The sequence below is a fragment of the Pseudomonas sp. GW821-FHT04D07 genome (assembly GCF_059420225.1).
Window position 1 is genome coordinate 191,889 of the sequence record NZ_JBWKTH010000008.1, and the last position, 10,317, is coordinate 202,205.

Here is a 10,317-nt window from a genome sequence, read left to right on the forward strand (position 1 = left end):
GGCTCGCATCTTACTGTTCGCGGACTTGACCTCAAGGTGAATGGCTTGCAGCAACAGTGGCTGGAGCCTAGCAGTGTACGAAAAGTAGCGCCTTATTTCGTTGAGTTTAATTGGCACCTGAGTACCACGCTTGTCCCCCCCACATAAAAGCACCGGCCGGGGCCGGTGCTTTATCAGACGACTTGCGGTGCGCCGATCAGGACGCGATCAACTGCCGCAAGACATAATGCAGAATCCCCCCGGCCTTGAAGTATTCCACTTCGTTCAAGGTATCGATCCGGCACAGCACCTCGATTTTCTCCTGGCTGCCGTCCTCACGGGTCAGGGTCAGCGTCAGGTTCATTCGCGGTTGCAGGTCGGCGCCGCTCAGCCCGCTGATATTCAAGGTTTCCTTGCCGGTGAGCTGCAGGCTCTTGCGGTTCTGGTCGAGCTTGAACTGCAACGGCAGCACGCCCATGCCCACCAGGTTGGAACGGTGGATACGCTCGAAACTCTCGGCGATCACCGCCTTGACCCCCAGCAGGTTGGTGCCCTTGGCGGCCCAGTCACGGCTCGAGCCGGTGCCGTACTCCTGGCCGGCAATCACCACCAGTGGTGTCCCTTCGCGCTGATAGCGCATGGCCGCGTCATAGATCGGCAGCTTCTCGCCGGACGGTACATGGAGAGTATTGCCACCTTCCTCGCCGCCGAGCATTTCATTGCGGATGCGGATATTGGCGAAGGTGCCGCGCATCATCACTTGGTGATTGCCGCGACGTGAGCCGTAGGAGTTGAAGTCCCGCGGCTCCACGCCTTGTTCGCGCAGATAACGGCCGGCCGGGCTGTCGGCCTTGATATTGCCGGCGGGGGAGATGTGGTCGGTGGTCACCGAGTCGCCGAGCAGGGCCAGTACCCGTGCGCCCTGGATATCTTCGATGACCGGCAGAGGCCCGGCAATATCGTCGAAGAACGGTGGATGCTGGATATAGGTCGAATCCTTCTGCCAGACATAGGTGGCGGCCTGTGGCACTGCAATCGCCTGCCACTGCGCGTCGCCAGCGAAGACTTCGGCATACTCCTTGTGGAACATGGCGGTATCGACCTGGGCCACCGCGTCGGCGATTTCCTTCTGACTGGGCCAGATATCCCGCAGGTACACCGGCTTGCCGTCCTGGTCTTCACCCAGCGGCTCGCGGCTGATATCGATGCGCACGCTGCCGGCCAGGGCGTAGGCCACCACCAGCGGCGGCGAGGCCAGCCAGTTGGTCTTCACCAGCGGATGCACCCGGCCCTCGAAGTTGCGGTTGCCGGACAGCACCGAGGCGACAGTGAGGTCGGACTGGGTAATGGCTTTTTCAATCGGCTCGGGCAACGGCCCGGAGTTGCCGATGCAGGTGGTGCAGCCATAGCCCACCAGGGCGAAGCCCAGTTCGTCGAGGTAGCGGGTCAGGCCGGCGGCCTTGTAGTAGTCGGTCACCACCTTGGAGCCGGGGGCCAGGGAACTCTTGACCCAGGGTTTGCGTTTGAGGCCTTTTTCCACGGCTTTTTTCGCCACCAGGCCGGCGGCCATCATCACGCTGGGGTTGGAGGTGTTGGTGCAGGAGGTGATAGCGGCGATGACCACGGCGCCATTCTTCAGCCGGTAGGTCTGGCCCTCGTAGTTATAGTCGGCCTCTCCGACCATATCCGCATTGCCCACCGCGACACCGCCGCCGCCTTCGCTTTCCAGCCGGCTTTCGTCCTTGTGCGCCGGTTTGAATTGCAGCGCCATGAAGTCGCTGAAGGCTTGCGCGACGTCCGGCAGCGATACCCGGTCCTGCGGGCGCTTGGGCCCGGCCAGGCTGGCGGCGACACTGGCCATGTCCAGGGCCAGGCTGTCGCTGAAGGCCGGTTCATGGCCCGGCAGCCGCCACAGGCCCTGGACCTTGCTGTAGGCTTCCACCAGTTGCACGGTTGCGCTCGGCCGGCCGGACAGGCGCAGGTAATCCAGCGTCACCTCGTCCACCGGGAAAAAACCACAGGTGGCGCCGTATTCCGGAGCCATGTTGGCGATGGTCGCGCGGTCCGCCAGGGGCAGTTCGGCCAGGCCGTCGCCGTAGAACTCGACAAATTTGCCGACCACGCCTTTCTTGCGCAGCATCTGGGTCACGGTCAGCACCAGATCGGTGGCGGTGATGCCTTCCTTGAGCTTGCCGGTGAGCTTGAAGCCGATCACCTCGGGAATCAGCATCGACACTGGCTGGCCGAGCATCGCCGCTTCCGCCTCGATGCCACCGACACCCCAGCCGAGCACGCCGAGGCCATTGATCATGGTGGTGTGGGAGTCGGTGCCGACCAGGGTATCGGGGAAGGCGTAGGTGTGGCCGTCCTCATCCTTGGTCCAGACGGTACGGCCGAGGTACTCGAGGTTGACCTGGTGGCAGATCCCGGTACCCGGCGGCACCACGCTGAAATTGTCGAAGGCGCTCTGGCCCCAGCGCAGGAAGGCGTAGCGTTCGCCGTTGCGCTGCATTTCGATATCGACGTTCTGGCCGAAAGCCGCCGCAGTGGCGAATTTGTCGACCATCACCGAATGGTCGATCACCAGGTCGACGGGGGAGAGCGGGTTGATCCGCTGCGGATCGCCGCCGGCCTTGGCCACGGCGGCGCGCATGGCGGCCAGGTCGACCACCGCCGGCACCCCGGTAAAGTCCTGCATCAGCACCCGGGCCGGGCGGTACTGGATTTCCCGGTCGGAGCTGCGGGTCTTGAGCCAGGCGGCGATGGCCTTGAGGTCGGCGCCGGTGACGGTCTTGCCGTCTTCCCAGCGCAGCAGGTTTTCCAGCAGGACCTTGAGCGACATCGGCAACTTGTCCAGGTTGCCGAGGGACTTGGCGGCCTCCGGGAGACTGAAGTAGTGATAGGTCTTGGCGCCTACCTTCAGGGTTTTAAGGGTTTTCAGGCTATCGAGGGAAGACATGAAATGACTCCTTGAGGCCCGCACGGCACGGGCCGGGTGGAACGAACAGAGCCTTAAACCTAGCTCCGATTGGGAAAACTGGCTAATTACTGGACTCTATGGGCAGGTCCAAGGTTCCGAACTCGGCTATGATGCGCCGGTTTGTGGGGAGGGGGCATTTCGACAAGCCCCCTCGCCACAGCGGCGACCCAGGAGTTATCCAATGAACACCCTCTTTATGCATTGCCGGCCCGGCTTCGAAGGCGAAGTCTGCTCGGAGATTTCCGAGCACGCCGCGCGCCTGGACGTCCCGGGCTATGCCAAGGCCAAGACCAACAGCGCCTGCGCCGAATTCGTCTGCAGCGATGACGACGGCGCGCGCCGGTTGATGGCCGGCTTGCGTTTCGCCGAACTGATTTTTCCCCGGCAATGGGCACGCGGACGTTTTATCGACCTGCCGGAAACCGATCGCATCAGCGTGATCCTCGCTGAGCTGGCGGCGTGGCCGACCGTTGGCAGCCTCTGGCTGGAAGTGGTCGATACCAACGACGGCAAGGAACTGTCGAACTTCTGCAAGAAGTTCGAAGGTCCGCTGCGCAAGGCCCTGACCCAGGCCGGCAAGCTGCAGGAGGACGCGCACAAGCCGCGACTGCTACTGACCTTCAAGAGTGGTCGGGAAGTTTTCCTCGGCCTGGCCGAGGCGGACAATTCGGCGATGTGGCCGATGGGCATTCCCCGGCTCAAGTTCCCCCGGAGCGCGCCGAGCCGCTCGACCCTCAAGCTGGAAGAGGCCTGGCACCACTTTATCCCCCGCGACCAGTGGGACGAACGCCTGCACGGCGACATGACCGGCGTCGACCTCGGTGCCGCGCCCGGTGGTTGGACCTGGCAACTGGTCAACCGGGGCATGCTGGTGACCGCCATCGACAACGGCCCCATGGCCGAAAGCCTGATGGATACCGGCCTGGTCCAGCACCTGATGGCCGACGGTTTCACCTTCAAGCCGAAACAGCCGGTGGACTGGATGGTCTGCGATATCGTCGAGAAACCGGCGCGTAACGCCGCCTTGCTGGAAACCTGGATCGGCGAGGGGCATTGCCGCGAGGCGGTGGTCAACCTCAAATTGCCGATGAAGCAGCGCTACGCCGAAGTCCGGCGTTTGCTCGAGCGTATCGAAGAGGGCTTCAAGGCTCGTGGGATCAGGGTGGCCATCGGATGCAAGCAGCTGTACCACGACCGTGAGGAAGTGACCTGCCACCTGCGTCGACTGGATGTGAAAAAAGCTAGATAATGCCGGCCTGGTTTCAGGAGTGAAGCATGACCCAACCCCACGACCCCGCCGTTGACGGCACCCTCGACGCCACCGGGCTCAATTGCCCGGAGCCGGTGATGATGTTGCACCAGCACATTCGCGATCTGCCGCCGGGTGGCCTGCTCAAGGTAATCGCCACCGACCCGTCGACCCGTCGCGATATTCCCAAGTTCTGCGTGTTCCTTGATCACGAATTGGTGGAACAGCGCGAAGAGGCCGGTACCTACCTGTACTGGATTCGCAAGAAGCTCGATTAGGAACGCGAAGCGCTTGTTGTGGGAGCGGAGCTTGCCCGCGAAGCTCTTGGCGGCCTTGAGGGCCCCTTCGCGGGCAAGCCCATCCAATTACAGAGACCGCGCCGAATGCATCCGGATCCGCCTGCGCGCACTGCGCACCAGGCGGATCGAGAGCATCACTGCTGCGCACGATAACCCCACGATCAAACCCTGCCACAGCCCGCTCGGACCACTGGGCGCGCCCAGCCAGTCGGTCAGGCCGAGGGCGTAGCCCACCGGCAAACCGATACCCCAATAGGCGAACAGCGTCAGGAGCATGGTCACCCGGGTGTCCTGGTAGCCGCGTAACGCCCCGGCTGCCGTGACCTGGATCACGTCCGATATCTGGAACAGCGCCGAATACACGATCAGCATGGTCGCCACCTGGATCACCCGCGGATCATGGGTGTAGACGGTCGCCAGGTGCTCACGGAACAGCAGCATCAGGCTCGCCGACATACAGCCATAGGCCAGCGCCGTGGCCACTCCAACCCCAGCGGTGAAGCGCGCTTCACGGGGTTGCTCGCGGCCCAGGGCCTGGCCGACCCGTACGGTGATGGCCATGCTCAGGGAATAGGGGATCATGAATACCAGCGAACTGATGTTCAGGGCGATCTGGTGCCCGGCCACCACCGTGGCGCCGAGGCTGCCGATCAGCAGGGCGATCACCGAGAAGATACTGGCCTCGGCGAACACCGCGATGCCGATGGGCAGGCCGATGTCCAGCAGACGTTTGATCACCGCCCACTGCGGCCAGTCGAAATGACTGAACAACTGGCTCGGTCGATAGACCTTGGCCCAGCGTACCCAGCCGGCCATGCCGAACAGCATGCACCACATCACGATCGCCGTGGCCCAGCCGCAGCCGGGTCCGCCCATGGCCGGCACGCCGAGGTGCCCATAGATGAACACGTAGTTCAGTGGAATATTCAGTGCCAGCCCACAGAGGCCCAGGACCATGCTCGGGCGGGTGCGGCCCATGCCGTCGCTGCAGCAACGCAGCACGTGATAGAGCGCCACTGTCGGCAGGCCGCTGCCGATGCCGCGCAGGTAGTCCATGCACGGGCCGATCAGTTCGGGGTCGACCTTCATCAGGTGCAGGACTGGCTCGGCGTTGTAGAGGATCACGCCTGCCGCCAGGCCCACCACCAGAGCCAGCCACAGGGCCTGGCGCACCAGTGGGCCGATCTCGGCGGGGGTTCCGGCACCATAACGCTGGGCGACCTTGGGCGTGGTTGCCAACAGGATGCCGGTCATCAGCAGGAACACCGGCACCCAGATCGAGTTGCCCAGCGCCACCGCCGCCAGATCGCGCGGGCTGACCCGGCCGGCCATCACCGCGTCAACGAAGCCCATGGCGGTATGCGCCAGCTGGGCAATGATGATCGGCAGGGCCAGGCCCAGCAGGTTGCGCAGTTCCAGGCGGACCCGGGCCGGGCGACTCAGGGGTGGGCTGTCAGGTGTTGCAGTGAGGCTGTTCACCGATGAGGTATCCAGGTATGACGCGAAAAACCGCCGATTCTACCTGTTGACGCAAGGGTCAGGAAATGCCCGATTGTAGACACTTTGTAAGGTCCTGCTCACAGGAAGGTGCAGCGGGTTGATGCTTGGCTGGCTCTCGGACGCTGACTGCGCCTACACTGCGCCCTTGCCCAAGGAGCCTGCCATGCTGATTGTTGCCGACGAAAATATCCCTTTGATCGATGCCTTCTTTGCCGGTTTCGGCGAGATCCGCCGTTTGCCGGGCCGTGGCATCGACCGGGCGGCGGTGGCCGAGGCGGATGTCTTGCTGGTGCGTTCGGTGACCCAGGTCAGCCGCGAGTTGCTCGAAGGCAGCCCGGTACGCTTCGTCGGTACCTGCACCATCGGCACCGATCACCTGGACCTGGACTACTTTGAACAGGCCGGTATTCACTGGTCCAGCGCCCCCGGTTGCAATGCCCGCGGGGTGGTCGATTATGTGCTGGGTAGCCTGCTGACCCTGGCGGAAATCGAAGGCGCCGACCTGACTGCGCGCACCTATGGGGTGATCGGCGCGGGTGAAGTCGGCGGGCGGCTGATCAAGGTCCTGCGGGGGCTGGGCTGGAAGGTCCTGGTCTGCGACCCGCCGCGTCAGGCGGCCGAGGGGGGCGACTATGTCAGCCTCGAGCAGATCATCGAGCAGTGCGATGTGATCAGCCTGCACACGCCCTTGACCCGCACGGGCGCGCAGCCCACCTGGCACTTGCTGGATCGCCAGCGCCTGGAGCAGCTCAAGCCCGGCACCTGGCTGATCAATGCCGCGCGGGGCCCGGTGGTAGATAACGCCGCTCTGCGCGAAGTGCTGCTGGCCCGTGACGATCTGCAGGCGGTGCTGGATGTCTGGGAGGCGGAACCGCAAGTGGATGTCGCCCTGGCCGATTTGTGCGTGCTGGGCTCGCCGCATATCGCCGGTTACAGCCTCGACGGCAAGCAACGCGGGACCGCGCAGATCTACCAGGCGTTCTGCGCCTTCCTGGGACAGACCGCCGAGGTCCGTCTCGAGGATTTGTTGCCCGAGCCCTGGTTGGCGCAGGTCACTCTCAATGCCGGCAGCGACCCGGCCTGGGCGATGGCGATGATCTGTCGTGGTGTCTACGACCCGCGGCGTGACGATGCGGATTTGCGCCGCAGCCTGACCGGCAGCGTGGCCGAGCAGAAAGTCGCGTTCGACCTGCTGCGCAAAAACTACCCCGAACGTCGGGAAATCGAAGGCTTGCCGGTGAAGATCAACGGCGACGATGAAGTGCTGCGCAAGCTGGTGCTGGCCCTGGGGGCTGTGCTGGTGTAGGTGAAATACCGCTGCTCTTCGTAGGAGCCGGCTTGCCGGCGATGAGGTCCTTGAGGCAAGCATCGTCAGTGAGGCCACCATCGCCGGCAAGCCGGCTCCCACAAGTCTGCGTATCACCGCAAAGTACCCTGTTGCCTCGGTCCCCGTAGGCGCGCATCACCCAGGCAGAAAAAACCCGGCAACAAGGCCGGGTCAAGGGGGAGTTCGGGCTGTCAGTCTTGCTCGGCAGGCTTGACCAAGCGCTGTTCCAGTTCGCGGCAGGCGTTCTGGATCATTTCTTCGGTGATCGGTACTTCACGACCCTGGGCGTCGATAATCGCGCACCCCAACTTCTGGGGGCAGGGACGAATCACCGGAATCTGGTTGCTGCTGTTTTGCAAGTCCATGGCCTGTCTCCTCGCGCAGGTTTCGTCATCAGGTTCATTTAGAGATTATAAGCGTCGCATGACCAGCCTGTTACAACAGGCACAAGCAAGGCGACGGCATCAGTGCAACAGAAACCGTTCGTCACCGCCAGAGAGGCTTTAGACCAATACTTTCTAGGGATTAGCATGCACGGTCATAATTAATCCGATTGATTGCGTTTTGCACAAGTTCCTTCCCGGTTCGGTGTAGGCTCTGTCCTCATCGCCTAACGGATTCCTTGCCAATGCTCTCTGCACGCCATCGCCGCGCCATTCGCCTGGCCAGTCGTTTTGTCGCCCCTTATCGCTGGCAGGCGCTTGGTGCCCTGGTAGCGCTGATCGTCACCGCCGGCATCACCCTATCCATGGGCCAGGGCATCCGTCTGCTGGTGGACAAGGGTTTGATGACCCAGTCGCCGCAGTTGCTCAACCAGTCCATCGGCTTGTTCATGCTGCTGGTCCTGGGCCTGGCGGTGGGCACCTTCGCGCGCTTCTACCTGGTGTCCTGGATCGGCGAGCGGGTGGTGGCGGATATTCGTCGGCAGGTGTTCAACCACCTGATCTACCTGCATCCGGGGTTCTACGAGAACAACCGCAGTTCGGAGATCCAGTCGCGCCTGACCGCCGACACCACGCTGTTGCAATCGGTGATCGGCTCGTCGCTCTCACTGTTTCTGCGTAATGCCTTGATGGTCATTGGCGGGGTGGTGCTGCTGTTTATCACCAACCCCAAGCTCACCAGCATAGTGGTGGTCGCCCTGCCGCTGGTGCTGGCGCCGATCCTGATCTTCGGCCGCCGGGTGCGCGGCCTGTCGCGCCTGAGCCAGGATCGGATTGCCGATGTTGGTAGCTACGTCAGCGAAACCCTTGGTCAGATCAAGACCGTGCAGGCCTACAACCATCAGGTTCAGGACCAACAGCGCTTTGCCGTGACCGTCGAGCAGGCCTTTGAGACAGCCCGCAAGCGCATTGTGCAACGGGCCTGGCTGATTACCCTGGTGATCGTCCTGGTGCTGGGCGCGGTGGCGGTGATGCTCTGGGTCGGTGGCATGGATGTGATGGCCGGGAAGATTTCCGGTGGCGAACTGGCGGCTTTTGTCTTCTACAGCCTGATTGTCGGCAGCGCCTTCGGTACCCTCAGCGAGGTGATCGGTGAGTTGCAGCGGGCGGCCGGGGCGGGGGAGCGGATCGGCGAGCTATTGCAGTCGAGCAATGAAATTACCGCGCCGGTCGGTGGTGGGGTGAAGTTGGCCGAACGGGTCAGCGGTAACCTGGTGCTGGAGAATCTGCGCTTCAGCTACCCCTCGCGCCCGGACAGCCATGCCATCGACGGTCTGAACCTGACGGTCAGGGCCGGGGAAACCCTGGCCCTGGTCGGCCCGTCGGGGGCGGGTAAGTCCACCGTGTTCGACCTGTTGCTGCGCTTCTACGACCCACAACAGGGACGCCTGCTGCTCGACGGCCAGGCCTTGACCGAACTGGACCCGCAGGACCTGCGCCGCTGTTTTGCGCTGGTTTCGCAAAGCCCGGCGCTGTTTTTCGGCAGCGTCGAGGAAAATATCCGCTATGGCAACCCGGCGGCCAGCGACGCCCAGGTCCGCGCGGCGGCGCGTATCGCCCATGCCCACGAGTTTATCGAGCAAATGCCCGATGGCTACCGCACGCACCTGGGGGATGGCGGCCTGGGGCTGTCCGGCGGCCAGCGACAACGCCTGGCGATTGCCCGGGCGTTGTTGGTGGACGCGCCGATCCTGCTGCTGGACGAAGCCACCAGCGCCCTCGATGCCCAGAGCGAACACTTGATCCAGGAAGCGCTGCCAAGCCTGATGCAGGGCCGCACCACCCTGGTGATCGCCCACCGCCTGGCCACGGTGCAGAACGCCGACCGGATCGCGGTGATGGATCAGGGCAAGCTGGTGGCGATTGGTACCCACGCCGAGTTGATCGCGAGCAACCCGCTGTATGCGCGGTTGGCGGCGTTGCAGTTCAATGCGCGGGGCGCGGAATTCGTCCCGGGAGACGCGGCGACTGAAGCTTGACCGACCCAGTAACCGTCTAAGTAACCGACCAAGTAGCACTCCATAAAAAACGGCGCCTGCAGGCGCCGTTCTGGTGTCATATCGCCCGGTTTCAGCGGTATTCGCACAGGTAAGCGGTGTCCACGGCGACTTTCAGTTGGAACTTGCTGTTGGCCGGCACGTTGAACTGGCTGCCGGTTTCGAAGGTTTCCCAGGTGTTGCTGTCGGGCAGTTTGACGGTCAGGGAGCCGGAGATCACGTGCATGATCTCGCGCTGGGCGGTACCGAACTCGTATTCGCCCGCGGCCATCACGCCGATGGTGGCGGCGCCTTCGGCTTGTGCGAAGGCAATCGACTTGACGGTGCCGTCGAAGTACTCGTTGACTTTAAACATGGGCGATTCCTCGAAATGAGCTGAAAAATTTGGCCGATCAGTATGCCCAAGGCGTTTTGCCTCGTCACCTGTTGAAAAAGGTGTTGCAGATTTCGTCAGCGACGGGGGCCCTGGGGGGGGGGGGGGGGGGGGGGGGGGGGGGGGGGGGGGGGGGGGGGGGGGGGGGGGGGGGGGGGGGGGGGGGGGGG

Annotated in this window: 8 protein-coding genes; 4 read left to right on the plus strand and 4 right to left on the minus strand. The window is 63.4% G+C overall.

The genetic code is table 11. The annotated features are described in order from the left end of the window. Positions 1-196: 196 nt before the first annotated feature. Positions 197-2,938, minus strand: a complete 2,742-nt coding sequence (gene acnA / locus AC07T0_RS13270) for an aconitate hydratase AcnA (RefSeq protein WP_495001598.1) — start codon at positions 2,936-2,938, stop codon at positions 197-199. A 202-nt stretch (positions 2,939-3,140) separates the two neighbouring features. Between acnA and rlmM the strand changes: the two genes are divergently transcribed. Together rlmM and tusA are read left to right on the plus strand one after the other, a co-directional pair. Then, positions 3,141-4,208, plus strand: a complete 1,068-nt coding sequence (rlmM, locus tag AC07T0_RS13275) for a 23S rRNA (cytidine(2498)-2'-O)-methyltransferase RlmM (protein ID WP_495001599.1) — start codon at positions 3,141-3,143, stop codon at positions 4,206-4,208. A 26-nt stretch (positions 4,209-4,234) separates the two neighbouring features. Beyond that, positions 4,235-4,486 carry a sulfurtransferase TusA gene (tusA, locus tag AC07T0_RS13280; RefSeq protein WP_248796663.1) on the plus strand — a complete coding sequence of 84 codons (252 nt, stop codon included), beginning with the start codon at positions 4,235-4,237 and terminating at the stop codon, positions 4,484-4,486. Positions 4,487-4,573: 87 nt separating this feature from the next. Here tusA and AC07T0_RS13285 read toward each other — a convergent pair whose 3' ends face one another. Next, positions 4,574-5,986, minus strand: coding sequence for an MATE family efflux transporter (locus AC07T0_RS13285; protein WP_495001600.1), 1,413 nt, complete (start codon positions 5,984-5,986; stop codon positions 4,574-4,576). 184 nt (positions 5,987-6,170) lie between these two features. On the opposite strand from AC07T0_RS13285, the gene pdxB reads away from it, so the two are divergent. Continuing rightward, the gene (gene pdxB / locus AC07T0_RS13290; RefSeq protein ID WP_495001601.1) at positions 6,171-7,313 is read left to right on the plus strand and encodes a 4-phosphoerythronate dehydrogenase PdxB; all 1,143 of its coding nucleotides are present in this window, start codon (positions 6,171-6,173) and stop codon (positions 7,311-7,313) included. Positions 7,314-7,525: 212 nt separating this feature from the next. Here the strand turns inward: pdxB and AC07T0_RS13295 are convergent, their stop codons facing one another. Continuing rightward, positions 7,526-7,699: a PA1571 family protein gene (locus AC07T0_RS13295; protein ID WP_495001602.1), complete on the minus strand. Its 174-nt coding sequence runs from the start codon at positions 7,697-7,699 to the stop codon at positions 7,526-7,528. Between the two features lie 263 nt (positions 7,700-7,962). Here AC07T0_RS13295 and AC07T0_RS13300 point away from each other — a divergent pair, with 263 nt between their 5' ends. Then, on the plus strand, positions 7,963-9,756 hold the full coding sequence (locus AC07T0_RS13300; RefSeq protein WP_495001603.1) for an ABC transporter transmembrane domain-containing protein: 1,794 nt from the start codon (positions 7,963-7,965) through the stop codon (positions 9,754-9,756). 91 nt (positions 9,757-9,847) lie between these two features. Here AC07T0_RS13300 and ppnP read toward each other — a convergent pair whose 3' ends face one another. Further along, positions 9,848-10,129, minus strand: coding sequence for a pyrimidine/purine nucleoside phosphorylase (gene ppnP, locus AC07T0_RS13305; RefSeq protein ID WP_495001604.1), 282 nt, complete (start codon positions 10,127-10,129; stop codon positions 9,848-9,850). Positions 10,130-10,317 lie beyond the last annotated feature (188 nt).